The sequence below is a fragment of the Haloarcula sp. H-hyl2 genome (genome assembly GCF_056934385.1).
The window spans coordinates 1,401,534-1,426,977 of sequence record NZ_JBRIIJ010000001.1 but is presented as its reverse complement, the minus strand read 5'-3'; the positions used below and the strand labels follow the sequence as shown (position 1 = coordinate 1,426,977).

Sequence of the window (25,444 nt, the reverse complement as noted above, 5' to 3'; positions counted from 1 at the left end):
AAACAGTAGAATTCCCCTGTCACTAAACAGTTGTGCCGTTCTCAGAAGCTGAAAACCGTCGGTAGCTGCCCGTAGGATATGGTTTCTCTGCTGACGGAAGGTTCGAGCCACTCTCGCCGATCGCTAGCTCTCTGAGGTGCCAGAGAATAGCCTTTTCGCCCCTTCTGTGTCGGATATCTACACTAAACCATCTCGTAACTTATGGAGATAATTTGTATGGGGGCTAGAGTAAATATTCAATGGGTACACGAAATAGTATCCAGTGCCTATGGGAAACAGTTATATGCCTACCCCTCATACTATCATTTACAATCATGACGGGTTACTACGACATTATCCTCGGGCTGATCCCGCTTGCGATGGCCGGAATTACTGGTGGCCTCACCGTGGCGGGACTCGCACTGACGACGGCTATTCCGATGGCGTCGGTGGTCGCGGTCGCGCTGATCGGACACGCGATGTTCGTTCGCGCACCGGTCGACCCGACGCCGAGTGACCGCGCACCTGCCGACCCAGTCCAGTCCGCCGACTGACAGCTACACCCGTCCTTTCCCTCTTTCCGTTCCCGTGAGCCCCTGCCATTAAGATGTGCACGGGCGAACGTCGCGCCATGAGTTCCCAGTCGAGTGCGCTCTTTCTGACGAGCGATGAGACCCGTGACCTGGCGACGCCGGCGGAGTTCGTCGACGCGGTCCGGGAGGGGTATCGCCAGCGTGGCGACGGTGCCCCTGCCGAGCCACGGACGACACTGTTCAACGAGGACCCCGGTGGGATGTTGACCGGCTATCTGGCGATCCTCCCCGATACCGGGGCGATGGGTGGATATACCTACGCTGCCGGGTTCAGCGAGCGTGATGCCCACTTCACGCTCCCGCTGTTCGACGCCGACAGCGGCGACCCGCTGGCTGTGATCGACGGCGCGGCCCTGAACCCCTTCAAAACCGGCGCGGCCGGCGCGGTCGGCGTCGATGCACTGGCGCGACGGGACATCTCCGACCTCGCGGTCATCGGCAGTGGCGCGCAGGCCCGCGGCCAGGTCGCCGCCACGGCGACCGTCCGGGACTTCGACCGTGTCGAGGTCTACTCGCCGACGTCGGAACACCGTGAGGAGTTCGCCGCGGAGATGAACGAACGGCTGGACGCCACTGTCGCTGCCGTCGCGAGTTCGGCGGCCGCTGTCGAGGGAGCCGACGTGGTCATCACTGCGACAGACGCCTCGGAACCGGTGTTCGACGGCGACCTTCTGGAGCCAGGCACGCACGTCACAGCGATGGGCTCGTACCACCCTGAGAAACGGGAACTCGACGAGTCGACCATCGAGCGTTCGATCTACGTCCCGGACCTGCGCGCACGCGTCGACCAGGATGCCGGGGCGTTCATCCAGGCCCGTGCTGCCGGTGTCGTCGACGACGACCACGTCCACGCCGAACTGGGCGAGGTCGTCACAGGTGCGGCGACCGGACGGTCTTCGCCCGAGGACATCACCGTCTTCGACTCCGGCGGGACGGCCATCGAGACCGTCGCGGCGGGAAAGCTCGTCTACGACCGGGCCAGCGAGGCGGGGCTGGGCGAGGAGATCGAGTTCGCGCCCGCGAGCCAGGCGTTGACCGGCCGCTGACCTACAGATACGGTCCGAGACCGAGTGCGTCGATGAGGCTGATGCCGACGGCGGCCGCACCCACCACGTAGCCCGCGATGGTACCGCCGTTCAGGAGTGGCAGGCCGGCATGGGCACGTCCCTTCAGGACCATCCAGAGGAGTATCGCCAGTCCGACGAACGTCCCGACCATGGCCGTCATCGCCGGGAGGGGAACACCGAGGACCGTCCGGACGCCCTCGGGTGCGAAGAAGGCGGCGCTCGCGACGAGCACCGTCGGGATGACGGCGTCACCCAGCCCGATGAACAGCGCGTCCCGGTCGAGTGCTCCCTCGTCGATCGCGTCCTCGTCGGTTGCTTCGTCGTCGGCTGTTGGCTGCTCGGTTTCGACTCCATCGTCCCTGGCCGTGCTCTCGTCCTCCGCCTCGTCCGCCGTCGGGTCGGGTGTCGTCGCGTCCAGGAACGAGTACGACAGCGTCAGCGGGATGACGAGCACGACGGGGACCTTGAGATCCATGACCCCCGAGGCCAGCGTCAGCATGTGTTCGGTGCCGTAGACGCTGATCGCGTCGTAGATCGCGAGTACCGTAAGCAGGACGAGCGCGGGGAAGATACCGAAACTGATGCCGAACAGCCCTGCGGCAGCGGCGCCCATGACTGCTCCAGCGGCGTCGATGACGTACCACTCGGGATAGACGAGCAGTCCCAGCCCGAGCACCGCTGCACACGCGACCGCGAGGACGTTGATACCACTGACGGTCAGTACCGGCGGGACCAGTTCCCGGAAGACGTACAGCGAGAGCCACGCCCCCGACAGGACGATGAGTCCGCGGATGAACTGGTCGGCATCGTAGCGGAACGCCAGCAGCATCACCACCGTCGCGATCAGTATCCCACCGATGTACAGGACGCTGTTGGTCGGATCCGAGGGGTCCTCGACCGCCTGGTAACCGGCTGATTTGAACGGTTCGACGAGTACCAGCGACCCGAGCTGGACGAACAGGAAGATGAGGGCGATGAGTCCACAGCCAGCGGCGACACGCCAGCGGTTATCCATGCCCGTGGTTCCGACGGCGCCCGCTTTGAGCGTTTCGGACCCCGGTTAGCGACTGTATAACGCGGTTCCCAGCAGCCCCGCGAGGTGGACCTCGTCGCCAGGCGAGACGGCCACGTAGGGGCGCTCGACCGGACCGAACACGTCGACGACTCTCCCTACGTCGCTCAGTTGCTCGTCGACGACCTCGGTCCCGACCGACGCGTAGCTCTCGTCGGGCGATCGGAGGATCGCAAGGCCCTGTGCTACACGGACTACCTCGCCGACGCGTCTCATTCCCGGATGACCTGGAGATAAGCCGCGACGGCACCCAGCAGGTCGCTCTTCGTCGCGTCGTCGGCGTTCTTGACGATCACGCAGCCTCGCGGTTCGTACTCGCGCGGATAGGTCTTGTCCCGTTCGATGACGGCGTCGTATCCGACCTGCTGGACCGCCTTCGCGATCTCGTCGACAGTCGGTTCCTCGACCGCGAGGTCCAGTGACACGCGTCGCCCCTCGCTGCGGGAGCGTTCGGCGTCGAACGCTGCCGGCCAGATGACGTTTTCGACCATATGGGGTGTGACAACCGGGGCCTTATGTCCCTTTCCAACCGGTTTCGACGGGTTGGATTGCACTCCATAACGGGGAAATAAAGTATACATACTTACAAAGGATGGTGTCAAACAGTCCCAAAAGAATGGTAAACAAGGCTGCCTTCGGGGTGGGAGTCATCGTGCTCATGGCTGCTGTCGGTATCGGTGTCCTCATCGGGATGCAAATTGGCGGTGCCTCCGGGTCAGGCATCGTCTCGCCGGGTGAGGAGACACCGACACCGACCGCCGAACGCACACCGATTCCCACTGCAACCCAGACACAGACCGCGACACCCGCACCGACGCCGACACCGACCGCGCAGTACACCGACGTGCCTGCACGACTGTTCAACGAGCAGAATATCTCCCGGCACATCCTCGAAGAGATCAACGCACAGCGCGAAGCGGAGGGTCTCGATCCGCTTACTGCGTCCGGGGCGACGTCGGAACGGCTGCACCGCATGGCCGAGGGACATAGCGAGGCCATGGCCCGCGAAGGCCGCGTGGTCCACACGCTGGACGGCGAGTCCAGCGCCGAACGGTACCAGTCTATCAACCTCTACGAACAGTGCGAGATGCGGTCGGCCGGTGGCGGCTACATCATCTCCGCCGACAACAACCGGTTCGAGGCCATCGGCAAGACAGTGGCCGGCCAGCCCTACTCCGAGGACGGTCAGCGCCGGTTCCACGGCAACGACAGCCAGGTCGCGCAGGCGCTCGTCGACGACTGGTTCGACTCGGGCATCTACAGTGACCGACTCATGCTCCAGAACGCGAAGCGTGTCGGCATCGGTGTGCGGCTCACCGCGACGGGGAACGTCTACGCGACGGTCAACGTCTGCAGCTAGACGCGCGGCCTGCGGGGTCAGCCGTCCTCGGCACGCTGCCAGAGGATCTGTCCGACCATACTGAGGACAGTCACGTCCGCATCGGTCGTCGTCTTCACCTGGATCGCGATACGGCCACGACTGTCGTCGAAGTCGCTCTTCTCCAGAACCTCGGTCGACACCGAGAGCGTGTCGCCCGGTCTGACCGGCGCCGGCCACCGCAACTCGTCGACACCGATGGCGCCCAGTGCACCGGAGTCCCTGAGGTAGTTGTCGACGAGCAGTCGCATCGTCATCGCCGCTGTGTGCCAGCCGCTGGCGACGAGCCCGCCGAACATGGACGCTGCTGCAGCCCCCTCGTCCGTGTGGAACGGCTGTGGGTCGTACTGGGTGGCGAACGTCGTGATCTCGTCTCTGGTCACCTCGTAGGCCCCGAACGATTCGGTCTGGCCCACGTCGATCTCCTCGAAGTACTCCATGGGCGACCAACGATCGAGAGAAGCGTAACGGTTGTGCCGATTCAGTTCCCGCTGGAACTGTTCTGCTGCTCGGAGAGCCACTGGTCGTACTCGTCCTGGGGCATCACGACGATCTCGCCGAGCATCTTGGAGTGACCCGAGCCACAGTATTCGGCACAGTAGAGCTGGTAGGTCCCGGGGTTGTTCACGTGCGTCCGAAGGCGGTTGTACTGGCCGGGGAAGGCGTCGGACTTGAGGCCGAGCCCTGGCGCGTGGAACGCGTGCAGCCAGTCACGCGAGGTTATCCGCAACCGCACGTCCTGGTTGGCGGGCATCCGAAGCGTCGTCGAAGAGGTCACTGCGGCGTCGTTCTGGAAGCTCGACCCGTTGTAGTAGAACGTCCAGCCGTAGCGGTACGCTTGTACCTCGATGTGTTCGACGTTCCCTTCGGCCACGTCGGCGGGGCCGGCAGCCTCGGCGGTCACGTACGGGTTCGCCATGACCTGGTAGGAGGCCACGCCGACGAACAGCAGGATGATGGCCGTCGCGACGGTCCAGGTGATCTCCAGCCGGCGGTTCTCCATCGTCGGGAGCGGTTCCTCCTTGTTGCGGAACCGCCAGACCGTGTAGATCAGGATCCCCTCTACCAGAACGGTGATGGGAAGGGCGACGTACAGGAGGTTCTGGTTCAGTCCCCAGATCAGGCTCTCCGTCGTCGAGTCCGCGGTCTGGGCGGCGGCCGGCTCGGCGATCAGCGCGAGCAGCGCGACCCCGAACAGGGCGGCCAGACCAGCACGTTTCCGAGTCATATCCGCGGCTTAGGATTGTCCATGTAAATAACTGCTGACTCGCTCCAGCGACCGCTCGTTCGGGGAAAGCGCATGGTCTAAGTGCTCCCCCACATTAGGTCGACCAATGGCAGAGAGCCGTACTTTCTCCGGGCTGCTCGCGGCCAGTGCTGTCGGTGTCTACCTGCTGGTCATCGCCGGGGGGACGGCCGCGGTCACCGACGCGGCGGCGGCCTGCTCGACCTGGCCGCTGTGTCAGGGGAACCTGTCGCTGACCGACCCTGGACTGCTGGTCGCGTGGGCGCACCGACTCGCAGCGGCGCTCGTCGGCCTACTCGTGCTCGGAACGGCTGTCGTCGGTCTCCGGACCGCCGCACGGACGCGTGTGAAGGTGATGGTCCTCGCTGGCCTGGCACTGTATCCGGTCCAGGTCGCGCTCGGTGCGTTCGTCGCGATGTCGGGTGCGACCGGCCAGCTTCCGGGTGCCCATCTGGGCGCTGGGATGGCCCTGTTCGGCGCGCTCGTGCTGGCCCTTGCCTGGCATCTGGAGGCCGAGACGGGCAGCGAGGACGAGACGACCGTCACCGATCCCGAACTGGCGCCCGAACCCGTCGGAGAAGAGGACACGACGCCGCGGGACCTGACGACCCGCGAGCGACTCGTCGGGACCGCGTTCGCGTACTTCCGACTGATGAAACCGCGGCTCATGTGGCTCCTGTGTCTCGTGGCCGCCGCCGGGATGGCCCTTGGCGCTGGCCGGTCGCTCACCGTCGAAACGGTGGTGCTGACCCTCGGCGGCGGCGTGCTCTCGATCGGGGCCTCGGGGACGTTCAACCACGTCCTCGAACGCGACATCGACAAGCGGATGGACCGCACCTCTGACCGGCCGGTCGCGACCCACCAGATCCCGGTCCGGAACGCGCTCGCGTTCGGCCTCGGGCTTGCCGCGGCGGCGCTGGCGCTGTTCTGGCAGGTCAACGCGCTCGTCGCGGCGCTGGGACTGACTGCTATCCTGTTCTACAGCGTCATCTACACGCTCGTGCTCAAGCCCAACACGGTCCAGAACACCGTGCTCGGTGGGGCCGCCGGTGCGCTCCCGGCGCTCATCGGCTGGGCGGCCGTCGAAGGGACGATCGGCCTTCCCGGCCTCGTGCTCGCCGGGGTCATCTTCCTGTGGACGCCGGCGCACTTCTACAACCTCGCGCTGGCCTACCGGGACGATTACGAGCAGGGCGGCTTCCCGATGATGCCGGTTGTCCGGGGTGAGACCGAGACGCGGAAACACATCGTCTACTATCTCGGTGCGACGCTCGTCGCCGCGGGCGTCCTGGGGTCGATGACGACGCTGGGGCCGCTGTACGCGCTCACGTCGGTCGTCCTCGGCGCGGTCTTCCTGTGGACGGTCGTCAGCCTTCACCGCGAACAGACCGAGCAGGCCGCGTTCCGGGCCTTCCACGCCTCGAACGCGTACCTCGGGGCCGTGCTCCTGGCCATCGTCGTCGACACCCTGGCGATATGAGTACCCTGACCTCCGACTCCGGCAGACTGGTCCCCGAACCACGGACGCTCGCCCTGTGGGCGCTCGTGTTGAACGCCGAGTTGTTGCTGGTCTTCCTGTACCTCGCGGTCGTCGACGGGGCGGCGACGGACCCGGTACTGCTGGGGTTCCCGTTCGTCTGGCTCAACGTCGCCGCCCTAGTCTTCCTGCAAGTCCGTCCGGCGCCGGCCTCGTCGCGTCGCCGTGCTGGCGCGGCCCTGGTCGCACTCGGATACGCGCTGCTTCTGGGCTACGTCGGCGGCGTCTTCGGACTCGGTGGGCAGGGGACGGGACTGCGGACCGTCCTGGTCGCGCCACCGGGATTCTCGCCGACACTGGTCTACAGCGGCGCGCCACTCGCCGTCGTAGTGACGCCCTGGAAGGTCGCTGGCTACCTCGCGCTGTCGTATCTGGTCTACGTCACCGTCGTCGACGCCAGCGGAGGCCTCGCCGGCGGCATCCTCGGGCTGTTCTCCTGTGTGAGTTGTGTGTTGCCGATCGTCGCCTCCGTCCTCGGGGGTGTCGCCGGCATCGGGGCGACGCTCTACCAGGCCGCGATGTTGCAGTCCTACGGCGTCTCGACGGTCGTGTTCCTCACCTCCGTCGGACTGCTGTACGCCGTCCACCGGTTCGACGTCACTATCGTCGGCTGGCTGCGCGCGTATCGCAGCGGTTGAGATACAGCGACGACCGGAGCCACAGGCATTTACCGCCGGCACTACTGCGACCGCGTATGAGTGATGTCGAGATCGAGTACTGCGTGCCATGTGGGTTCCGCGACCGTGCGCTGAACGTCCAGGAGGCCATCCTCAACGGCCTGGAGAGCGACCTCGATGCGATCAGCTTGGTGATGGGCGACCACGGTATCTTCCGTGTCACCGTCGACGAGGAGACGGTCTACGACAAGGACGAGGACGGCGACTATGACGTCGACGACCTCGTCCGCGAGGTCCGTGCCGAACTCTGAGCGAGAGCGGAACGGCTTTCGGCGCGGCGACCGGACCGACGTGCATGGACGAGGTAGTGGTCGCCGAGGACGTCCGACGGCAGTACGGCGAGACCGTCGCGGTCGACGGCGTCTCGCTGTCGGTCCGGGCGGGTGAGGTGCTGGCGCTGGTCGGTCCGAACGGAGCCGGCAAGACGACGCTGGTGCGGGCACTCACCGGGACGACCGACGCGACGGGCCGTGTCGAACTGTTCGGACAGCCACCGAGAGCGGTCGATCGGGACCGGCTCGGGCTGCTCCCCCAGTCGTTCACGCCACACGAACGCCTGACGGCACGCGAACTGGTCGCGTACTACGCTGGGCTCTACGACGAGACCAGGGACGTCGACGCGGTGCTGGACGACGTGGGGTTGACCGACAGCGCCGACACCGCCTACGAGAATCTCTCGGGGGGGCAGCAACGGCGCACCTGCGTGGGGCTGACGCTGGTCAACGACCCCGACCTCCTGATCCTCGACGAGCCGACGACCGGTATCGACCCCGCTGGCAGGCGGGAGATGTGGAGCCTGCTGGAGGGGCTGACCGACCGCGGCGTGACCATCGTCGTGACGACCCACTACATGGAGGAGGCCCAGCGCCTCGCGGACCGGGTCGGGCTACTGAACGAGGGCCGGCTAGTAACCGTCGGCTCCCCGGATCAACTGATCGCCGAGTACGGCGGCGACAACCAGTTGATCGTCGACGGACAGATCGACGACGCTGCCGTGTCGGCCATCGACTATCCGGCACAGATGCGTCTGATCGACGGCAGCCTCGTCATCTACGGGGTCCGGCCCGAATCTATCGGCCGGGTCGTCGACGAACTCGACGCTGCGGGCGTGGCCTACGACAGTCTCACCTGGGCCCAACCGGATCTCGAAGACGTCTACCTGACGCTGACTGGAACGGCGGTCGGGGAACGGGGCGACCCCCGCCAGACGGCGGCGTCGGCGACGGCGGGTGATACCGCATGAGCCGGATGGGCCGTCTCCAGTCGGAGATCCGGGCCGCGACGCTGGCGTTCCTGCGTCGTCGGACGGCCGTCTTCTTCACGTTCTTCTTCCCGGTCATCATCGTCGTCATCTTCGGCGTTCTGGTCCAGACTCGGCCGGGCGGTGGCGGCCTGTTCACCGAACCGCCGAGCTACTACGTGCCGGGCTACCTGGCCGTGGTCGTGCTGTTCACGCCGCTCTCGCGGGTCGGCAGCGAGGTCGCGCGTCATCGCGACGGCAACCGCTTCGAGAAACTGGCGACGACACCGCTGTCACGGCCCGAATGGCTACTGGCCCAGACGGCGGTCAACGTCGTCATCATCGGGTTGGCCGGTCTCTTGCTGTTGTTCCTGATGGTCGGTGTGACGGGTGCGGCTATCCGCCCATCACCACTCCTGCTGCCGTTCGTCGTACTGGGGGTCGGACTGTTCTGCGGACTCGGGGCTGTCATCGGGAGCCTGGCCAGTTCACAGGACGGTGTCATCTCCGCGAGTAACGGCATCGCGCTGCCACTCCTGTTCCTCTCGGAGACGTTCGTCCCGCCGACGATGTTGCCGGCCTGGCTCCCGACGTGGCTGTCGCCGCTGACGTACTTCTCCCGGGGTGTCCGTGCAGCGACGACGGGGGCTGGCGATGCGATGGTCCCGCTGGCCATCCTCGCTCTCTGTGCCGGCCTGGCGTTCGTCGTGAGTGCCAGGCTGCTGCCCCAGACGGACTGAACGCCCCCTTTCTCCGCTTGTTCGGTGTCCACACTGCGCGTCGATCCTCTCGTTTTCAACAGTTTACTACGATCGTCAATAATCGTTGGACTTATATCCATGTCAACAGCCTGCTAGGGTGAAATGGTTGGGGAACAATTAGAACAAACTTCTAACGGGCTCACCCGACGTGGGTTCCTGGGCAGTATCTCGTCGCTTCTGGCAGCGGCGGCGTACTCCCGGGATGTGCCCGAAGACGTGACCGCCCAGGTCACAGGTGGGGATGACAGCGACACGCAGACGATCTCGTCGCCGGACGGCTCGATCACGGTGACAGTCGACGTCTCGACTGGCGTCCCGACGTACAGTATCGACTACGACAGCACGACGTACATCACGGCCTCTAAGCTCGGGTTCGACTTCCAGAACCAGACATCGTTTGCCCGCTCCTCGGGAGGGTCGAACGGACCCTCGGTCACGGTCACGGGGACCGAGCGGGTCTCGGACACCGAAACCTGGACCCCGGTGTGGGGCCAGTACAACAGCGTTTCGGAGGACTACAATCTCCTGCGAGTGGGACTCGAAGAGACGGCTTCGCCGGGTCGCTCGATGAACCTCGAACTCAAGGTGTTCAACGACGGGCTGGGATTCCGTGTCACCTTCGACGACGACTTCGTGGGCAATAGCAACCGCATCGTCGTCTCCTCGGAGAACACGGAGTTCAACTTCGCCGGCGACTACACGAGCTGGTGGATCAAGAACCGGTTCGCACAGCCGAGCAACGAGCCCGGGCGCTTCGAAGACGAGTACACGGAGTCGAAGCTCAGCGAAGTGCCCGACGGCACCCGCCAGCAGCTACCGAGTCAAAACAACACCGTCAGAAACGGCGTCCACACGCCGTTGACGGTCGAGACCGGCGACGGCTCGTACCTCAGCGTCCACGAGGCCGACCTCGACGACTACGCGACGATGTCGCTGGCGGCTGACTCGGACGGCTCGACCGACTTCTCGGCGGAGCTCGCCCCGCTTCCGGATGGGTCGAAGGTCTCTGTCGAAGCGCCCCACGTGACACCGTGGCGGACGGTCCAGATCGGTTCGACCCCTGGTGACCTGGTCGAATCGTCGCTGATCCCGCTGTTGAACGAGCCGCTGGAAGAGCAGCACTTCCCGGGTGACGGCAACGGCGGCGTCGACACGAGCTGGATGACGCCGAAGATGTACATCGGCATCTGGTGGACGATGATCGCCGGGAAGGCGAAATGGCGAAAGTACTCCGACGACACCGCGATCAGAAACGACCTCGGTAATATCAGAAACGTCGACAGCGTCGAGGAGTACATCCACGGCGCTCGCACCGAGCGCATGAAACGGTACATGCGGTTCGCCAGCGAGCACGGCATCGACAGCGTCCTCGCTGAAGGCTGGAACAAAGGCTGGGACTCGTATGGCGGCTCCGCCAGCGGAAACTCCCTCGAAATGGGTGTCGACGACTCGTACCCGGATTTCGACGTCCGAGCGGTCACCAACTACGGGTCGAATCTCTCGACACCGGTCGAGATGACCATCCACAACGAGACCTCGGGGAACCTGTTCAACTACGAGGACGAGATCGAGAACAAGGGGATCTTCTCGGAGTACGAGAACCAGGGCATCCGCTCGATCAAGAACGGCTACGTCAACAACGCCGGACTGTACAACGACGACAACACACCGAACACGGCGACACACAACCACCACTGTCAGGTCGCAGTCGACCACCACCGGACAGTCATCCAGTTCGCCGCACAGCACCGGCAGATGCTGGAGATCCACGAGGGGATCAAGCCGACGGGCGAACGACGCTCGTATCCCAACGTCGCAGCCCGCGAGGTCGTGAAAGCACAGGAGTACGACGGTTTCGGTGCGCTGGGTTCGTCAGTCGGAGAAGACCACCACGTCACGCTTCCGTTCACCCGGATGCTCGCGGGACCGACGAGCTACCAGCCCGGCATCTTCGACATCACGTTCAACGACAGCGAAGGCGACCAGGTGAACACGACCCGGGCCAAACAGCTCGCGATGTACCCGACGTACAACGCGGGGATCCAGATGGCCGCCGATCGAGTCGAGGCTTACATCGACGACTCGCTGAGTGTCGGTGAGTACGTCCAGGCCCCGACCGGGACGCTCACGGACATGATCACGAGCGACGACTACCGGAACGCCTTCGGGACCAGCTACGTCCCGATCGATCCCAACAGGGAACCCTCCGGTGCCCGCGTCGAGTTCACGGTCGAGAACGTCTCCAGTGCCGGCACGTACGACCTGCACCTGCGATACGCCAGCGACGGGAACGTCAACGCACAGCGGGTCATCGACAACGGCGAGGGACAGGCGACAGTCTCGGTCAACGGCTCGACGCAGACGATCACGCCCTCGTTCACCGGTGGCTGGGACCAGTGGGCGGTACACACGACACAGATCTCGCTCCAGAGCGGCGACAACACCGTCGCTATCGAACTCGACTACGACGACTCCAGCGGGTTCACCGGCGACGTCGGTGGGTTCAACGTCAACACGGTCGGCGTGACCGCCCAGGGCGCCGGCGCACCGTTCCCGGCGGCCTACACCGACCTGACCGACGGGCAGATCGAGAACGAGAACTTCGACTACGATCCGGACTTCAAGTACATCGAGGACGTGCCGGCCGGCGGCTGGGACGAGTCGACCGTCCTCGACAGCCAGATCGGGGACTACATCGTCACTGCTCGGCGGAACGGCGACGAGTGGTACGTCGGCGCGATGAACGACGGGAACGGTCGGTCGTTCGAGATCACGCTCGATTTCCTCTCGACGAAGGCCTCGGGCTGGAAGATGGAGATGTACACGGACGACATCGGGACGGACGTCGACACGAACCCGACCGCGATCAGACGGACTACGTCGACGGTCAGCGCCGGTGACACGGTGACGCTGTCGGCGGCTCGGGGTGGCGGGACGGCGCTCCGACTCGTCCCGGCGACGGCCTCGGAGGCCTCGAACCTCCAGTCCTACCAGCAGCCGGCACAGAACCTCACCTTCGAGATCGACGATTCCGCGGTCCTGAGCGAATCGGTCGCCCGTGCCAGCGGGTCCAACGGAACGAACTTCATCAGTGGCGAGACCGTCGAGGTCGTCGTCGACGGGACGGTCCAGTCCACAGAGAACATCAGGCTCGCGCCTAACAGCGGCTCACAGACGGTGCCGCTCGGTCTCTCGTTCTCGAACACCGGACGCTACGACGTCGAACTCCGGTCGCTCGACGGTTCGACGCTGGCTTCGAAGACGGTGTCGATCACCAACCCCACGACGGTCGCGACGTTCAGCGACCCCGACGACGCGTCGGACGCACTGGGTCCGGGCTCGTACGTCAACGCGACCAACTACGCCGACGGCTCGATGGACATCCAGCAGTTCACGGTCAGGGAGACGCCGACCAACGCGATCTTCGAGTTCGAGGTCGGCTCGCTGAACGACCCGTACGGCGCCGAGGCAAACGGACCGAACGACTTCTCCCCGCAGTGGTTCTTCGTCTGGCTTCGCGATCCAGACAAGTCGACGGGGAGCATCACGGAAGCCGGGAACCTCGGTGATCCCGGACTGAACGCGACGTTCGAATCCGAGTGGCACTACCGGGTCGACGCCTACGGCTTCGGGCAGAACGCGATCGACAACAACGGGCAAGCACTGACCGACGCGAACGGGAACGCGATCTCGCCGACGGTTTCCTCGGATAAGAGCGCCAATACGGTTTCGCTTCGGGTCCCCAAGAGCGCGCTCGGCGGGACGGATCTCTGGGACATGGAGTTCGTCGCCGGCGTCCACTCCGAGGACTTCGGGGCGATGCGGTCGATCGCCGAGACCGCCGGGTCCGACCAGTTCGGGGGCCTCGATCCCACGAAGGCGGACAACGCCCCGCGGCTCATGGACATGATCACGCCGACCGGCATCGACAAGTCCGCGACACTGGGATACACCGCCGACGAGACGGCGACGCTCCCGTTCACGCCGATGCACGACTCCGAGACCGGCGGCGCAACGCGGGTGGCGACCTTCGAGGACGAGAGCGGGGACGACAACGGCTGGGGGCCAGTGAGTTACCCAGACGCGGGGAAACACGCCGACCAGGACAGCCTCGATCTCGAACGCCTCGACGTCTACGAGGACGACAGTCGGTACTACTTCGCCGCTCGCTTCGCGGCGGAACTCGACAACCCCGAGAACAAGAGCGCTGGGTTCACCCGCCCACACATCCGGATGTATCTCCGCGACCCGTCACAGGGCGGGACCACGACGAAAGGTGGGCTCGGCTGTCATCCCTACGGCAACAAGGAGATCATCGAAGACGCCGGCTGGCACCGCATCTTCGACATCCAGGCCTCGTTCAAGGCCGTGCAAGACACCGGATTCAACAACCTGGCGACGACCGACGTCGGACGGTCGGTACTGACGAGAGGCGACACGATCCTCTACAGCGCCACGAAGGACGTGTTGCCGGCCGACATCCGCGATCTCGACCTGACCGTCGCAGTGTACCCGTGGCAGAGCAACACCGCCGGTATCATGAAAATCGAGGAGAAGCAGTACGCTGCGACGAACAACGACAGCGCGATCACCGACTTCTACCGCCCGAACACCTCGGGATCGAACTACTATCACACGAACGTGATCGACATCTTGACCGACAGCGGGCAGGACCAGTCCTCGATACTCGACCCTGCGACCCTGTCGAGCACCGCGGGCAACTCCTTCGCCGAGTATCAGATCCCGCTGCTGTCGGTCGGCGACCGTGCCAACTCGCTCAGACAAGCCCTGGCCGGTGACGGGAAAGTGACGACCGCCCACTTCGAGGCGGTCAAACGAGCCTACGAGACCCAGAGCGCAGTCGAGGGGACCGGCGGGGTGGTGCCGGACTACGACGATCTGCGGACGATCGCTCGGGAGGTGCAGGACCAATGAGCGCCACACCGAACCGGAAGCTGTTCTCCCTCGGGCTGACGGCCCTCCTCGTCCTCGCTGTCCCGGCCGGCATCGTCTCGCCCGTCGGGCTGGGGATGGCTGGCAACACCTCGGTCGGTAACGCGCCAGTCGACTGGCTCGGGTACCAGTCCGGCCAGCAGAACACCGGTAACGCCACGTCCGCGCCGGCCTACGACGCGCTGTCGGGCGGATGGAAAGCCACAGGCGGGACTGACGTCGCATCCGGCCCAGCGGTCGTCGACGGGACTGCCTACGTCGCGGACAACGATACGATCGAAGCACTCGACGCCGAGAGTGGAGTCGTGAGCTGGCAGACCACCGTCGACGACACCGTCTACGGGACGCCCGCACACGTCGACGGGCGGCTGTACGTGGCGTCCGGCAACGGGACCGTCTACGCGCTGGACGCGGGTACCGGTAGCATCGTCTGGTCGGTCTCGGCCGACAGGAACGGCTCGCCGATGGGCGCCTTCTACGGCTCCGTTGCCGTCGACGATTCGGGCGCGCTCTACACTGCGAGCGCAGACGGCTACCTCTACAAACTCGCGGCTGACGGCTCCGGTGTCGTCGCGTCCTACGACATGGGGGCCCCCGCGGGCGACACGACCCCCGCGTTCCACGACGGTCGGATCTACGTCGGCGACCGTAGCGGGACGCTCCACGCACTCGGGACGGACCTCAGCGTTGCGTTCGAGACCTCGGTCACGAGCTCCGGCGCGCTGTCCTCGCCTGCCGTCGACAGCGCGTCGGACAGCATCGTCGTGACATCGACGAACGGCACGGTCGCCGCCTACGCTCCCGATGGCACGCAGACCTGGCAGAACACGAGCTACGACGGGAGCTTCGCCAGCGTCGCCGTCCACGACGGCTCGGCGGTCGTCGCGACCACCGACGGGACCGTCGCGTCACACGACGTCGCCAGTGGCGCCGTCGGCTGGAACGCTGCGGTCCCGACCGCCGGGCTGTTCGGCCCCGCGGTGACCAGTGGTAACGGCACCGTCTTCGTCGGGACCGACACCGGCGTCCTTGCGCTGCTCGATGCCGACACCGGCCAGACGAAGTACGACACGACACTCTCGGGGTCGCCGATGCTGACCGCGCCGACGGTCTACGGCGACTCGCTACTGGTCGGCGCCGACGATGGGGCCGTCGCACAGTTCGACGAGGCCCCGGTCTTCGAAGTAACCGGTCTCTCGGCACCGAACGCCGCCGACACGGGCGATACGGTCACCATCGACGCGACGATCCAGAACAACGACGACGCACAGCGCAGTTACAAGGCTCAGCTCCGCGTCGACGGCACCGTCGTCGACACCACGACGGTCTCGATAGCCGCCGGTAGTTCGAAGACCGTCTCCTTCCAGCGGACGATGAACTCGGCCGGTGAGCGCACCATCACCGTCGGAAGCAAATCGACGACGATCACGGTCGGTTCGGGGTCGGCGACTCCCACGCCAACGGCGACACCGACACCAACGGCGACACCGACGCCAACCGCAACGCCGACGCCAACCGCGTCACCAACGCCAACGCCGACACCGACACCAACGGCGACACCGACGCCAACCGCAACGCCGACGCCAACCGCGTCACCAACGCCAACGCCAACACCGACACCAACGGCGACACCGACGCCAACACCGACACCAACACCGACACCAACGCCAACCGCAACGCCGACGCCAACGCCAACCGCAACGCCGACGCCAACGCCAACCGCAACGCCGACACCAACGCCAACCGCAACGCCGACACCAACGCCAACCGCAACGCCGACGCCAACGCCAACCGCAACGCCGACGCCAACGGCGACGCCGGAACAGCCGTTGTTCCGGGTGGTCGAGCTGGGTATTCCGAAGCAGGTCACGCCCGGTAACGGCGGTATCGTCAGGGCCGTCGTCGTCAACAGGGGAGATGCGACTGGTACCTACACGGCCAAACTGCGGATCGACGGCGAGGTCGTCAGGACCAGACAGGTTCGTGTCGAAGCAGGCCACACGAAACAGGCTATCTTCGAATGGAACTTCGAGACCGCCGGGACACGGACGGTTTCGGTCGGGAACCAGTCGAAAGCTGTCACCATCCGGTCGCCACCGGGCCGGTCGCCCGGTGATATCTACCGGAGCGACGACGGACGTGTCACGCCCAACGAGGCGCTGGACGCCATCGTGAAGTACAACACGAACGAACCACTGTCCGGCCACGGGCCGCTCTCGCCGGCAGACGTGATGCAGATCATCGCGGCGCTCACCGCCGGGGACTGACCCGTCGCGGTATTCGTCCCTGTCGTCGCTGTTTTCGGCTGCTGTGACGTCGAGTACCGACAGTGCCGTCGGTCGCTCGTGGAGCTATCGTCTCAGTGACGGCCCGACGAGCAGGACGAGGAGTGCCGCCTCGCCGCCACGAGGGACCCAGCCGTAGATGTGGTTCAGCATGACGTACGTGACCAGTCCGAGAAAGAGGCTCAGGCTCCATGCCGCCGCGGCGATCCGGCCCACGCGTGCGTGCGAGGTCTCACGCAGTTCCGCAGGTGTGTGCGAGAGCCCCAGCACGACCGCGTGGACCACCACCGGGACCGAGATAGCCGACAGGAGGATGTGGATCGCGAGCATGACGATGTAGGCCGTCCAGACGGCCCCCTCCGCGATGATCTCCTTCTCGAAGCCGCCGCCGACCTTGACGAGGTACATCACCAGGAACGCGAGGATGAGTGTAAAGGCCGTCAGCATCGCCGCGCGGTGGCGCTGGACCTGGCCGCTCTTGATGAAGTAGACGCCGGCGAGGATCGAAGTGAGGGCGGCCGCGTTTACCACCGCGATGGCGTCGCTCAGGAGGATGACCGCGTCGTTGGAGATGTCCGGCAGGGGTAACAGGCCGCCGAAGGCACCGAACACGAGCGCGTAGCCGACTATCGAGACGACAGCGGTGATGACCGCTGGCCGGGACCGGGCATTGGTCCGGAGTTGGTCCGTGACTGCCATACACGAGGGTAGGAGCGAACGGGTTTCCGTGTTCTGGAACGGGTCGAAAACGCGTGCCGATCAGGCGAAGGTCCGCGAGACGTCCTCGTCCTCGGTCTCGTCCTGCTGGATCTTCTCCCAGGCGTCGTAGAAGTCCGACATCTGGACCTCGGTCCGGCCATCGCGGATGGCGAACATCCCGGCCTCGGTACAGATGGCCTTGACGTCCGCGCCGGATGCCTCGTCGATCTCCTCGGCGAGTTCGTCGAACTCGACACCGTCGGCGAGGTTCATGTCGCGCGTGTGGATCTGGAAGATCTGGCGGCGGCCCTCGACGTCGGGTTTGGGGACCTCGATGAGGCGGTCGAAGCGACCCGGGCGCAAGATAGCGCGGTCGAGCATGTCGAATCGGTTGGTCGCGGCGATGATGCGGATCTCGCCGCGGTCGTCGAACCCGTCCATCTCCGAGAGCAGTTGCATCATCGTCCGCTGGACCTCGGCGTCGCCGGAGGTCTTCGACTCCGTTCGTTTGGCGGCGATGGCGTCGATCTCGTCGATGAAGACGACGGCGGGTTCCTCCTGGCGAGCCAGATCGAACAGGTCACGGACGAGTTTCGAGCCCTCGCCGATGAACTTGTGGACCAGTTCCGAGCCGGCCATCTTGATGAAGGTGGCGTCGGTCTCGTTGGCGACTGCCTTGGCCAGCATCGTCTTCCCGGTACCGGGCGGGCCGTGCAGGAGGACGCCGCTCGGCGGGTCGATGCCGACGTCCGCGAACATCTCGGGGGACTTCAGGGGCATCTCGACGGTCTCGCGGACCTCGTCCATCTGCTCCTCGATGCCGCCGATGTCCTGGTAGGTGACCGAGGGTGACTGGTCGACCTGCATGACACGTGCCCGGACGTCGGTCTCGTCGTTGAGCTGTTTGACGATAGAGAGGGAGTTGTTGACGGCGACGCGGTCGTCGGGCGAGAGGTCCTCGCGCATCTCGTCGGTGACCTCGGTCAGGGCCTCCTGGTTGTTGCCGTGCTGTTTGATAATGACCCCGTCGTCGGTCAGTTCCTGAACGGTGGCGACGAACAGCGGCGACTGCTTGAGCTTCTTGTTCTCGTGGGTGAGCCGCTCGAGTTTCTGCTGGTACTTGTTGTTCTCGGCGTTGGCGTCGAGCAACTTGTCCCGCATCTCCTCGTTCTGCGATTCGAGCACTTCGAGCCGTTCCTGCAATGCCTCGATCTTCTTCTGCTGTGAGGCGTTCTCGTCGTACGGCATGTCGACATCGTCGACGGTGTCGGTCATTACGCCCCGTATAGTAGATGAACGGTTATGAGGCTTCGGGTCACCGTAACAGAATGATACTGGCGACGATGTGATCGGCAGACACGGAGCCGCCACGTGCTGTCACTGGAAACCGGCAGCTTTCTGCCAGCCGACGAGCTACCCCGGCGTATGCCATCGGAACGCGAAGACGCCATCATCGTCGGCGGCGGTGTCGCAGGCCTCTCGGCTGCCATCTTCACGGCACGGGCAGGGCTCTCGACACGGATCGTCTCGACGGGTGAGTCCATACTCAACCGGAACGCGCATCTGGAGAACTACCCCGGCTTCCCGGCGGGGATCAACCCCCGTCTCCTGCTGGAACTGATGCGGGCACAGGCCCGCCGTGCCGGCGTCTGGTTCATCGACGGCGAGGTGACCGACGTCGAACGCGACGACGACCGATTCGTCGTCACGGTCGCCGAGGACGACGAGACCTACGACGCGGCCTACCTGATCGCGGCCTCCTGGTCGGACCCGTCGTACCTCTCGGGACTGGACGTCGAGACCATCGACCGCGGCTCCAAGGAGTTCGTCGGCGTCGACGACTGCGGTCGGACGGCCGTCGACGGACTCTACGCGGCGGGCCGCCTGGCCGAACAGCACCACCAGGCCATCGTCGCAGCGGGCCACGGCGCCCAGGTGGGGCTGACACTCGTCGAGGATTCCGACGTGGACTTCTACCACGACTGGACGGCGCCCGAGGGCTACTTCACCGAGCGCGGTCGCGAGGTCCCGCCGGGCTGTGAAGAGATCGACGAGGACGAACGGAGACAGCGCGAACAGGAATCGCTGGAGATCATGCGACGGTACTTCGAGGAACCGATGCCAGGCGAACCGACGATGCATCCGAGTGTCGCCGACGACGAGTAGTCAGCGCTCGGGCTCGGGCTCCTCGGTCTCGGTCGGGTACTCGAAGGCGGTGGCGCCGTCACTGGCGCTTGGCCCGCCTGTGTCCTGCTCGCGCATGCTCTGCCTGGTGAACTGTGGTTTCGCGCGGAGCCCCTTCTTCGACCGGAACGACCACCAGAGCGCCCCGGTCAACAGGACGGCACCGCCCCCAGCGACGCCCGCACCGGTCAGTGACGCCTCGGCGTACAGCAGTGCCGTCGAGAACAGCGTGCTCGCGAGCAACATTCCGAGGATGAGCCGTTTCGTCATCGCCGCGAGCAGCCGGTCCGAGTCCTCGATGTCGGCCCGGACCTGTAGATCCTCGCGCTCGACGCGATCCAGTACGGATTCCAGTTTCGGCGGGATGCGGACCGCCGACCGGGTCGCGTCCTGGACTTCCTGCTGGCGGTCCTCGATGTAGTTCCGGACGCCCCTGGCGAGATACCCCTCCTCGCGGAGGTAGTCGGTCGCGACCGAGATGAAGTCGAAGTCGGGGTCCAGCGTGACACAGACGCCCTCGACGACGGTCGCCACACGGAGCACGAGCGCCAGGTTCGACGGAAGACGCAGCGGGAACTCGTAGATGGTGTCCTCGACCTGTTGGATGATCTGCTGGACGCGGTACTGCTCGATGTCCTCGCCCCGCGCGTCCGCGATGGCGAGTTCCATCACGTCGCCCATCACCTGCCGGTCGGCCTCGGGTGAGAGCGTCCCCATCTCGATGAGCGCGTCGAGGATGGCGTCGATGTCCTGGTCGGCGACCGCGGCGTAGAAGTCGACGATCTTGTCCTGAACGAACGAGTCGACGTGACCCGACATTCCGAAGTCGTAGAAGACGAGTTTGCCGTCCTCCTGAACCGCGAGGTTCCCCGGGTGTGGGTCAGCGTGGAAGATACCGTCGTCGATGATCATCTGGAGGTACGCCCGCTGGAGCGTCTCCGCCAGTTCCGTCCGATCGAACCCCTGTTCGTCGAGGTCCTCGATGTCGTTGATCTTCGTCCCCGGGATGTACTCCATCGTGAGCACGCGCTCGGTGGAGTGACTCTCGCGGACCTCGGGGATGCGGATGCGACGGTTGTCGGCGAAGTTCGCGCGGATCTCGGTGAGCATGCGCGCCTCGCGCTCGTAGTCCATCTCCTCGCGGATGGTCTTGGAGAACTCGTCGGCGAGCGTCTCCAGCGAGAACGAGCGAGCCTCGCCGACGAAGTACATCAGGACGGGGAGCGACCACTTGATGACGCGCAGGTCGGCCTCGACGAGATCCTCGATACCGGGTCGTCTGACCTTGACGGCCACGCGCTCGCCGTCGATCTGTGCCTTGTAGACCTGGCCGAGCGAGGCGCCGCTGATGGCCTCGGCGTCGAACTCGGCGAAGGCCTCGTCGACCGGGCCGAGTTCGGCTTCCAGAACGCCTCTCGCGGCCTCCCAGTCGGCCGGTGGGACCCGGTCCTGGAGCTTCGAGAACTCCTCGATGTACTCCGGTGGGAGGATGTCCGGCCGCGTCGAGAGTAACTGTCCCAGTTTGATGAACGTCGGACCCAGCGTGAGCAGCGAGTCCAGCAGCGCCTGTGCACGCTCGCGGCGCTGTTCGCTGGTGACCCGTCTGGAGCTACCGACGACGAGAAACCGGTGTCGGTCCCTCGCGTACGCGAGCAACAGGGGGAGGAAGTGACGTGCGACGACGAAGAACCGCCAGTACGCGCGGAGATTCACCAACAGGCCACCCCGGAGTTAGTCCTCGTCGATGGGAATCGTCGTGCTCGGTGCCGCTGTGGCCTTGGGGAGCCGGAGTTCGAGGACGCCCTTGCGGACGGTCCCGTCGGCGCCCTGGCCGGTCGCGTCCGGTGGCAGCGGGAGTTCGGCGTCGAGGAACACCGAGCGGTCCTCCTCGACGAAGCGGAACTCGCGGGGGACGTCCTTGCTGCGCTGGCCCTCGATGACGAGCCGGCCGCCCTCGACACGGACGTCCAGCGTCTCGCTGGTGACGCCCGGCAGGTCGAGCACGAGCAGGTAGGCCTCGTCGGATTCGAGTACGTCCGCGAACACGGCATCAGGGAGGTCACGTAACGCCTCACGCAGCGCTGACATACACGACCGTATGGGTCGACCCGCGTTAAACCCGACGGTCTCGGGACCCTCAGAGCAGTGTGCCGACGGCAAACACCACACCGAATCCGAGGAAGGCGAGCCCGATCACTGCCTGGAGGAGGCCGCCGCGTGCGATGCGCCAGGCGGTCCCGCGTTCGTCGGTGTCCGAGATGACGAACACCGGCGTCCCCGGTCCTGACCCGATGACGGCGTCGACTCGGTTGCTTCCCCACTCTGCGGCCGGTCCTCGACGGGCCTGGCCGTAGACGTAGACGTGCTCGCCGGCGTCCAGCCTGCGCTCGGTGAACCGCTGTTTGTTGCCCACCGCCAGTTCCGTCACGACGAGATCGAGCGTGCGGTCCTGTGCGTCGACACCCTCGGTGGCCGCGACGTACGCCGCGAGCCGATCCGGGAGCTCCGTCCCTGGGGGTACCGTGACTGTGTGGGACTCCAGCCGCACGTCGGCACCGCTGGGATCGACCAGCACCCGATCGGTGCCGTCGTCGACGAGGAAGTTCACGCCACCCATCCCCTCGTCGAGGGTCTTCCAGTTGGAGTTCTTCCCCGAGGAGCGCAGTTCCTCGACCTCGTAGGTATAGGCGAGACACTCGCTGCCGGTAAACGGCGACGTGACGGTCCCACTGTCGTCGTCGACGACGGCGGTGCCCTCTATCTCGACCGGGCCCGTGTAGCCGTCCAGCGTCCGGATATCGACGGGGTCGTTCCGGAGGATGTGGACGGTGGTGTACAGTTCCCGCCCACCGGTGTAGAGCAGATAGCCACCGATCGCAGCGAACACGAGGAGGAACAACTGCAAGAGGACCATACGACGGATGGCGCACCGCGGAGGGATAAACGTTCACGCACTGGTTCGCGCTCGGTGACCGCATCCACGAGACCTTTTCGTCCGGGAGCCCGTTCCCCGGGTATGACCGACCCAGCCGTCCCGGACGACGACACACTCGCGCTCGCAACCGCACGCCGACAGATCGGTGGCTACGCTGTGCCCGTCGACCGGACCGACCGCATCCCGCTGTCCGTCGCGGTCGGCCGCGTGCTCGCGACGGACGCGACGGCCAACGAGGCGGTCCCCGAAGCCGGACTCGACGCCGAATCGACGGTGTTCGAGCGCGGTCACCAGATCCGGCCGGTCGACGTGGGCCTGCTGAAGGCGGCCGGTGTCAACGAACTACTCGTCCGCCAGCGGCCACAGGTCGGGATCGTCCCGACCGGCGACGAACTCGTCCAGCGCGACGCCGGGCCGGACGAGCGGGTCGAGACTGCCGGGTTCACCCTCTCACAGTACGTCGACCGCTGGGGCGGGAAGGTTACCTACCGCGATCCGGTCGCCGACGACCGGCCGGCACTGCGGATGGCCGTCCAGCGGGACCTCACCCGGGACCTCCTCGTCGTCACGGGCACCGAACCGGGCGACGTCCTGCGCGGGGTCGTCGCGGATCTGGGTTCGCTCATCACGGATCGGGTCGCCATCGAACCGGGCAGTCGGACCGGCCTCGCCGTCGTCGAGGATCGGCCGGTGCTCTTGCTGCCAGAGGCGTCGGTCGACAGCCACGTCGCGGCGGTGCAACTACTCCGACCGTTGCTCAAGAGCTTCGCCGGTGCGCCGCTGCCCGACCACCCGACGCGGACTGTGACGCTGGACCGGGATATCGACGCCCCCCGGGACCGACGGACGTACGTTCCGGTCACCGTCGACGACGGGGCGGCGACACCGCTCACCGGGACCGACCTGGGAACCGTCACGCGAGCCGACGGCTGGATCACGGTGCCGGCGGACACAGAGACACCCGCGGTTGGCGAGGACGTCGCCGTCGAGAACTGGGACTACTTGCTCTGATCACCGCAGGTCGAGCAGCGAGGAGACCTGCCGGTCGCCCCAGACACAGCGGCCGTCGACCTCCGGCGGCCGGCGTCTGACGTGGATGGCCTCGAGCCCGGCGTTGCGTGCCGCGCCGATGTCGTCAGGATCGTCACCCACGAGGGCACCAGCGGGTTCGGTCCCGCCGTCGGTCATCGGCCGGCCCGTGCCGTCGAGCAGGCCGAGCTCGCGCATCGCGCGCTCGACGGGCGTCGGGTCGGGTTTCCAGCCGATGTCGTCGTCACAGCAGACCACCGTATCGAACCAGTTCGCGATGTTCAGGTTCTCCAGCACCGGGCCGGTGAGGTACTCCTGACAGTGGGTGACGAGTCCGATGGGGGCGTCTATCTCGGCGAGGAACCGCTCGGCGTCGTCGTAGAGGTACGTCGCCTCGGCCCGTTTCGCGGGGTCCTCGACCTCGTGGAAGACGTCCCAGAACCGCTCGGGGTCGATCTCGCGCTGGGCGAGGAACTCGTCGCGGGCGCCGCCGATCCCGTACCACAGGACTCTGGCCTCTTCCTCGGAGAAGCCGACGCCGAGCCGGTCGCCGATCTCCCCCATCAGGGCTGTCGGATACGACGGCTCGATGTCTACGAGCGTCCCGTCGAGGTCGAACAGCCAGAAATCGTTGTGGGTGGGCATGGGGAACGTCTAGTTGGGGAGGGACTGGTAAAGGTTTTCGGGCCCTTCTACCGATGTTAGAAACACGATATCGCCCGTAGACGTTTCCTAACGCGCACAAACGCCACCCCATGTGCATACATGTCATTCGACACGGATCGAGCTGCCGAGGTACTTCGACAGCACCTCGGAGACCTTCTCGGCGTTGAACAGCCCCAGATCGTCGGCGATAGCCGCTTTCAGGTCGTCGAGATACGCCTCGCTGGTCTGGAGTTCGCTGAACGCGACCGACTCGACGGGGACGCCCAGTTCCGGTTCGACGAGCCTGCGAAAGTGGGCCTCGTCGGCCAGGTCGCCGCGCCAGCAGTTGTCCCGGAAGAACAGCCAGCCCGCTTCGCCCGGCGGGTCGGCCGCCCGATAGACCGTCGTCTCGAAGCGTTCTGGATCGGCCGCGACGCCAGGGCCAGTATCGAGCCTGAACGTCACCCGGAACACGTAGCGAGCAGGTGCTTCACGCGGGTCGGTGGACGACACAGGTCAGTCGTAGATGCCGTTCAACCGCTCGGCGAGGTCGATGTCGTTGCTCGTGATGCCGCCGGCGTCGTGGGTCGTCAGCCGAACCTCGACTTCGCCCCACGAGATGGTCATCTCCGGGTGGTGCCAGGCGTCCTCGGCCAGGCCAGCGGCAGCGCTCAGGAACCCGGAGGCGTCCAGATAGCCGTCGAACTCGTAGCCGCGGACGATCTCGTCACCGTCCCGGTCCCAGCCCTCTGGGAGTTGCTCGGCGATCTCGTCGTCGGAAAGCAGGTCTGCCATACCTGACATCTGGCCTGCCATCTGGATAACAGTTGTGTCGGTCGGCCGATCATCCGGACACAGCGACAGCACTCCGTCTCAGCCGGTGGCCTCGATGGCCTGCCTGAGCTTCCACTGGGCCCCGAGGACGCCGACCGTGACGAGGGCTAGCAGCACGACCGCCCACGTGGGCAGCGTCCCGCTGCTGATGCCGGTCCAGACGGCGAAGGCGCCGAGGACGAACATCAGGAGACAGCCGTAGGTGAACACCTGTGCCAGCCGCCGGTTCTCGCGGCGCTTGTCCTCGTCGTAGCCGGTTACCTCAAGTAAGCCGCCGACGGCGACGACGACGAAGCCCACGCCGACGATCAGCGGGGTGACGCTCACCAT

Annotated in this window: 26 protein-coding genes; 12 read left to right on the top strand and 14 right to left on the bottom strand. The window is 65.7% G+C overall.

Going from position 1 to position 25,444, the window contains the following annotated elements; translation table 11 throughout:
• The first annotated feature begins 314 nt into the window (after window positions 1-314).
• Together Hhyl2_RS07310 and Hhyl2_RS07305 are read left to right on the top strand one after the other, a co-directional pair.
• Window positions 315-533, top strand: coding sequence for a DUF8015 family protein (locus Hhyl2_RS07310; RefSeq protein ID WP_483550081.1), 219 nt, complete (start codon window positions 315-317; stop codon window positions 531-533).
• Between the two features lie 77 nt (window positions 534-610).
• Complete coding sequence (locus Hhyl2_RS07305) at window positions 611-1,618, top strand: ornithine cyclodeaminase family protein (protein WP_483550080.1); 1,008 nt, start codon at window positions 611-613, stop codon at window positions 1,616-1,618.
• Between the two features lies 1 nt (window position 1,619).
• Here the strand turns inward: Hhyl2_RS07305 and Hhyl2_RS07300 are convergent, their stop codons facing one another.
• From Hhyl2_RS07300 to srp19, 3 genes are read right to left on the bottom strand one after another with little or no spacing between them, the layout of a single operon-like run.
• Complete coding sequence (locus tag Hhyl2_RS07300) at window positions 1,620-2,654, bottom strand: presenilin family intramembrane aspartyl protease PSH (RefSeq protein WP_483550079.1); 1,035 nt, start codon at window positions 2,652-2,654, stop codon at window positions 1,620-1,622.
• A 45-nt stretch (window positions 2,655-2,699) separates the two neighbouring features.
• On the bottom strand, window positions 2,700-2,927 hold the full coding sequence (locus Hhyl2_RS07295; RefSeq protein WP_483550078.1) for an H/ACA ribonucleoprotein complex subunit GAR1: 228 nt from the start codon (window positions 2,925-2,927) through the stop codon (window positions 2,700-2,702).
• A complete protein-coding gene (gene srp19, locus Hhyl2_RS07290; protein ID WP_483550077.1) occupies window positions 2,924-3,202 on the bottom strand; it encodes a signal recognition particle subunit SRP19 in 279 nt (92 codons plus the stop codon). Before srp19 ends, Hhyl2_RS07295 begins: the two co-directional genes overlap by 4 nt.
• Window positions 3,203-3,369: 167 nt before the next feature.
• Between srp19 and Hhyl2_RS07285 the strand changes: the two genes are divergently transcribed.
• Window positions 3,370-4,071 carry a CAP domain-containing protein gene (locus tag Hhyl2_RS07285; RefSeq protein ID WP_483550076.1) on the top strand — a complete coding sequence of 234 codons (702 nt, stop codon included), beginning with the start codon at window positions 3,370-3,372 and terminating at the stop codon, window positions 4,069-4,071.
• A gap of 17 nt (window positions 4,072-4,088) precedes the next feature.
• On the opposite strand, the gene Hhyl2_RS07280 is transcribed toward Hhyl2_RS07285, so the two are convergent.
• Complete coding sequence (locus tag Hhyl2_RS07280; RefSeq protein WP_483550075.1) at window positions 4,089-4,529, bottom strand: MaoC family dehydratase; 441 nt, start codon at window positions 4,527-4,529, stop codon at window positions 4,089-4,091.
• Window positions 4,530-4,570: 41 nt separating this feature from the next.
• Window positions 4,571-5,317: a cytochrome c oxidase subunit II gene (coxB, locus tag Hhyl2_RS07275; protein WP_483550074.1), complete on the bottom strand. Its 747-nt coding sequence runs from the start codon at window positions 5,315-5,317 to the stop codon at window positions 4,571-4,573.
• Between the two features lie 106 nt (window positions 5,318-5,423).
• Between coxB and cyoE the strand changes: the two genes are divergently transcribed.
• From cyoE to Hhyl2_RS07240, 7 genes are all read left to right on the top strand, one after another.
• Complete coding sequence (cyoE, locus tag Hhyl2_RS07270; RefSeq protein WP_483550073.1) at window positions 5,424-6,815, top strand: heme o synthase; 1,392 nt, start codon at window positions 5,424-5,426, stop codon at window positions 6,813-6,815.
• The gene (locus Hhyl2_RS07265) at window positions 6,812-7,510 is read left to right on the top strand and encodes a DUF7546 family protein (protein WP_483550072.1); all 699 of its coding nucleotides are present in this window, start codon (window positions 6,812-6,814) and stop codon (window positions 7,508-7,510) included. The genes cyoE and Hhyl2_RS07265 overlap by 4 nt, the downstream gene beginning before the upstream one ends.
• 56 nt (window positions 7,511-7,566) lie before the next feature.
• The gene (locus Hhyl2_RS07260; RefSeq protein ID WP_483550071.1) at window positions 7,567-7,800 is read left to right on the top strand and encodes an Rdx family protein; all 234 of its coding nucleotides are present in this window, start codon (window positions 7,567-7,569) and stop codon (window positions 7,798-7,800) included.
• Window positions 7,801-7,844: 44 nt separating this feature from the next.
• The gene (locus Hhyl2_RS07255; RefSeq protein ID WP_483550070.1) at window positions 7,845-8,792 is read left to right on the top strand and encodes an ABC transporter ATP-binding protein; all 948 of its coding nucleotides are present in this window, start codon (window positions 7,845-7,847) and stop codon (window positions 8,790-8,792) included.
• Window positions 8,789-9,529 (top strand): ABC transporter permease, encoded by a 741-nt coding sequence (locus tag Hhyl2_RS07250; protein ID WP_483550069.1) that lies wholly within the window; start codon window positions 8,789-8,791, stop codon window positions 9,527-9,529. The genes Hhyl2_RS07255 and Hhyl2_RS07250 overlap by 4 nt, the downstream gene beginning before the upstream one ends.
• A 123-nt stretch (window positions 9,530-9,652) precedes the next feature.
• The gene (locus Hhyl2_RS07245; protein ID WP_483550068.1) at window positions 9,653-14,485 is read left to right on the top strand and encodes a glycoside hydrolase family 97 N-terminal domain-containing protein; all 4,833 of its coding nucleotides are present in this window, start codon (window positions 9,653-9,655) and stop codon (window positions 14,483-14,485) included.
• On the top strand, window positions 14,482-16,770 hold the full coding sequence (locus Hhyl2_RS07240) for an outer membrane protein assembly factor BamB family protein (RefSeq protein WP_483550067.1): 2,289 nt from the start codon (window positions 14,482-14,484) through the stop codon (window positions 16,768-16,770). Before Hhyl2_RS07245 ends, Hhyl2_RS07240 begins: the two co-directional genes overlap by 4 nt.
• A gap of 84 nt (window positions 16,771-16,854) precedes the next feature.
• Here Hhyl2_RS07240 and Hhyl2_RS07235 read toward each other — a convergent pair whose 3' ends face one another.
• Window positions 16,855-17,487 (bottom strand): DUF420 domain-containing protein, encoded by a 633-nt coding sequence (locus Hhyl2_RS07235; RefSeq protein WP_483550066.1) that lies wholly within the window; start codon window positions 17,485-17,487, stop codon window positions 16,855-16,857.
• A 60-nt stretch (window positions 17,488-17,547) separates the two neighbouring features.
• On the bottom strand, window positions 17,548-18,762 hold the full coding sequence (gene pan1, locus Hhyl2_RS07230; RefSeq protein WP_483550065.1) for a proteasome-activating nucleotidase Pan1: 1,215 nt from the start codon (window positions 18,760-18,762) through the stop codon (window positions 17,548-17,550).
• A 150-nt stretch (window positions 18,763-18,912) separates the two neighbouring features.
• Here pan1 and Hhyl2_RS07225 point away from each other — a divergent pair, with 150 nt between their 5' ends.
• On the top strand, window positions 18,913-19,653 hold the full coding sequence (locus tag Hhyl2_RS07225; protein WP_483550064.1) for an NAD(P)/FAD-dependent oxidoreductase: 741 nt from the start codon (window positions 18,913-18,915) through the stop codon (window positions 19,651-19,653).
• Here the strand turns inward: Hhyl2_RS07225 and Hhyl2_RS07220 are convergent, their stop codons facing one another.
• From Hhyl2_RS07220 to Hhyl2_RS07210, 3 genes are read right to left on the bottom strand one after another with little or no spacing between them, the layout of a single operon-like run.
• A complete protein-coding gene (locus Hhyl2_RS07220; RefSeq protein ID WP_483550062.1) occupies window positions 19,654-21,384 on the bottom strand; it encodes an ABC1 kinase family protein in 1,731 nt (576 codons plus the stop codon). It abuts the gene before it with no gap.
• A gap of 18 nt (window positions 21,385-21,402) precedes the next feature.
• Window positions 21,403-21,759 carry an Hsp20/alpha crystallin family protein gene (locus Hhyl2_RS07215; protein WP_483550061.1) on the bottom strand — a complete coding sequence of 119 codons (357 nt, stop codon included), beginning with the start codon at window positions 21,757-21,759 and terminating at the stop codon, window positions 21,403-21,405.
• Between the two features lie 49 nt (window positions 21,760-21,808).
• Complete coding sequence (locus Hhyl2_RS07210; RefSeq protein ID WP_483550060.1) at window positions 21,809-22,585, bottom strand: GIDE domain-containing protein; 777 nt, start codon at window positions 22,583-22,585, stop codon at window positions 21,809-21,811.
• A 102-nt stretch (window positions 22,586-22,687) separates the two neighbouring features.
• On the opposite strand from Hhyl2_RS07210, the gene Hhyl2_RS07205 reads away from it, so the two are divergent.
• Complete coding sequence (locus Hhyl2_RS07205) at window positions 22,688-23,617, top strand: molybdopterin-binding protein (protein ID WP_483550059.1); 930 nt, start codon at window positions 22,688-22,690, stop codon at window positions 23,615-23,617.
• Here Hhyl2_RS07205 and Hhyl2_RS07200 read toward each other — a convergent pair whose 3' ends face one another.
• The 4 genes from Hhyl2_RS07200 to Hhyl2_RS07185 form a co-directional block, all read right to left on the bottom strand.
• A complete protein-coding gene (locus Hhyl2_RS07200) occupies window positions 23,618-24,280 on the bottom strand; it encodes an HAD family hydrolase (RefSeq protein ID WP_483550058.1) in 663 nt (220 codons plus the stop codon).
• Window positions 24,281-24,403: 123 nt separating this feature from the next.
• The gene (lwrS, locus tag Hhyl2_RS07195; protein WP_483550057.1) at window positions 24,404-24,793 is read right to left on the bottom strand and encodes an LWR-salt protein; all 390 of its coding nucleotides are present in this window, start codon (window positions 24,791-24,793) and stop codon (window positions 24,404-24,406) included.
• Between the two features lie 3 nt (window positions 24,794-24,796).
• On the bottom strand, window positions 24,797-25,075 hold the full coding sequence (locus tag Hhyl2_RS07190) for a 4a-hydroxytetrahydrobiopterin dehydratase (RefSeq protein ID WP_483550056.1): 279 nt from the start codon (window positions 25,073-25,075) through the stop codon (window positions 24,797-24,799).
• 78 nt (window positions 25,076-25,153) lie between these two features.
• A complete protein-coding gene (locus Hhyl2_RS07185; RefSeq protein WP_483550055.1) occupies window positions 25,154-25,444 on the bottom strand; it encodes a hypothetical protein in 291 nt (96 codons plus the stop codon).

Coding starts and splice junctions, on each gene's coding strand:
- Hhyl2_RS07310 (WP_483550081.1), top strand. CDS start 315: ATGACGGGTTACTACGACATTATCCTCGGGCTGATCCCGCTTGCGATG.
- Hhyl2_RS07305 (WP_483550080.1), top strand. CDS start 611: ATGAGTTCCCAGTCGAGTGCGCTCTTTCTGACGAGCGATGAGACCCGT.
- Hhyl2_RS07300 (WP_483550079.1), bottom strand. CDS start 2,654: ATGGATAACCGCTGGCGTGTCGCCGCTGGCTGTGGACTCATCGCCCTC.
- Hhyl2_RS07295 (WP_483550078.1), bottom strand. CDS start 2,927: ATGAGACGCGTCGGCGAGGTAGTCCGTGTAGCACAGGGCCTTGCGATC.
- srp19 (WP_483550077.1), bottom strand. CDS start 3,202: ATGGTCGAAAACGTCATCTGGCCGGCAGCGTTCGACGCCGAACGCTCC.
- Hhyl2_RS07285 (WP_483550076.1), top strand. CDS start 3,370: ATGGCTGCTGTCGGTATCGGTGTCCTCATCGGGATGCAAATTGGCGGT.
- Hhyl2_RS07280 (WP_483550075.1), bottom strand. CDS start 4,529: ATGGAGTACTTCGAGGAGATCGACGTGGGCCAGACCGAATCGTTCGGG.
- coxB (WP_483550074.1), bottom strand. CDS start 5,317: ATGACTCGGAAACGTGCTGGTCTGGCCGCCCTGTTCGGGGTCGCGCTG.
- cyoE (WP_483550073.1), top strand. CDS start 5,424: ATGGCAGAGAGCCGTACTTTCTCCGGGCTGCTCGCGGCCAGTGCTGTC.
- Hhyl2_RS07265 (WP_483550072.1), top strand. CDS start 6,812: ATGAGTACCCTGACCTCCGACTCCGGCAGACTGGTCCCCGAACCACGG.
- Hhyl2_RS07260 (WP_483550071.1), top strand. CDS start 7,567: ATGAGTGATGTCGAGATCGAGTACTGCGTGCCATGTGGGTTCCGCGAC.
- Hhyl2_RS07255 (WP_483550070.1), top strand. CDS start 7,845: ATGGACGAGGTAGTGGTCGCCGAGGACGTCCGACGGCAGTACGGCGAG.
- Hhyl2_RS07250 (WP_483550069.1), top strand. CDS start 8,789: ATGAGCCGGATGGGCCGTCTCCAGTCGGAGATCCGGGCCGCGACGCTG.
- Hhyl2_RS07245 (WP_483550068.1), top strand. CDS start 9,653: ATGGTTGGGGAACAATTAGAACAAACTTCTAACGGGCTCACCCGACGT.
- Hhyl2_RS07240 (WP_483550067.1), top strand. CDS start 14,482: ATGAGCGCCACACCGAACCGGAAGCTGTTCTCCCTCGGGCTGACGGCC.
- Hhyl2_RS07235 (WP_483550066.1), bottom strand. CDS start 17,487: ATGGCAGTCACGGACCAACTCCGGACCAATGCCCGGTCCCGGCCAGCG.
- pan1 (WP_483550065.1), bottom strand. CDS start 18,762: ATGACCGACACCGTCGACGATGTCGACATGCCGTACGACGAGAACGCC.
- Hhyl2_RS07225 (WP_483550064.1), top strand. CDS start 18,913: ATGCCATCGGAACGCGAAGACGCCATCATCGTCGGCGGCGGTGTCGCA.
- Hhyl2_RS07215 (WP_483550061.1), bottom strand. CDS start 21,759: ATGTCAGCGCTGCGTGAGGCGTTACGTGACCTCCCTGATGCCGTGTTC.
- Hhyl2_RS07210 (WP_483550060.1), bottom strand. CDS start 22,585: ATGGTCCTCTTGCAGTTGTTCCTCCTCGTGTTCGCTGCGATCGGTGGC.
- Hhyl2_RS07205 (WP_483550059.1), top strand. CDS start 22,688: ATGACCGACCCAGCCGTCCCGGACGACGACACACTCGCGCTCGCAACC.
- Hhyl2_RS07200 (WP_483550058.1), bottom strand. CDS start 24,280: ATGCCCACCCACAACGATTTCTGGCTGTTCGACCTCGACGGGACGCTC.
- Hhyl2_RS07190 (WP_483550056.1), bottom strand. CDS start 25,075: ATGGCAGACCTGCTTTCCGACGACGAGATCGCCGAGCAACTCCCAGAG.
- Hhyl2_RS07185 (WP_483550055.1), bottom strand. CDS start 25,444: ATGGTGAGCGTCACCCCGCTGATCGTCGGCGTGGGCTTCGTCGTCGTC.